This is a genomic window from Neisseria sp. P0021.S007 (assembly GCF_051956855.1).
The window spans coordinates 1-661 of sequence record NZ_JBQCXA010000600.1; the positions used below are offsets into that span (position 1 = coordinate 1).

A 661-nucleotide genomic window follows, 5' to 3' on the forward strand; every position below is an offset into this window, starting at 1 on the left:
ATCCAATATCCCAATTCTCCGTTTAAACTCCATCAGCCATTTCCTCCTGCCGGTGACCAGCCCGCTGCCATTGCCGGCTTGCTCGAAGGGCTTTCAGACGGCCTGGCCTATCAAACCTTGCTTGGTGTAACCGGTTCGGGTAAAACCTACACCATGGCGAACGTCATTGCTCAAAGCGGCCGCCCTGCTATCATCATGGCGCACAACAAAACCCTTGCCGCCCAGCTTTATGCAGAAATGCGCGAGTTTTTCCCCGAAAACGCGGTGGAATATTTCGTCTCCTACTACGACTATTATCAGCCTGAAGCCTATGTGCCCAGCCGCGATTTGTTCATCGAAAAAGACAGCGCGATCAACGAACACATCGAGCAGATGCGCCTTTCCGCCACCAAAAACCTGATGACGCGCGACGACGTGATTATCGTCGCCACCGTGTCCGCCATTTACGGTATCGGTGACCCGACCGAATATCAACAAATGGTGTTGTCCGTCAAAGAAGGCGATACCATCGAGCAGCGCGACATCATTGCCACACTCGTTTCCATGCAGTACGAACGCGGTGATTTGGACTTCAAACGCGGCAGCTTCCGTGTACGCGGCGACGTGATTGACGTGTACCCTGCTGAAAGCTCCGAAAACGCCTTGCGCATCAGCCTGTTCG

General features: G+C 53.9%; 1 protein-coding gene. It reads left to right on the forward strand.

Annotation, left to right across the window (positions count from 1 at the left end):
- A partial coding sequence (locus tag ACTHUR_RS14875; protein WP_440399364.1) for a DEAD/DEAH box helicase family protein occupies positions 1–661 on the forward strand: 661 nt, incomplete at both ends.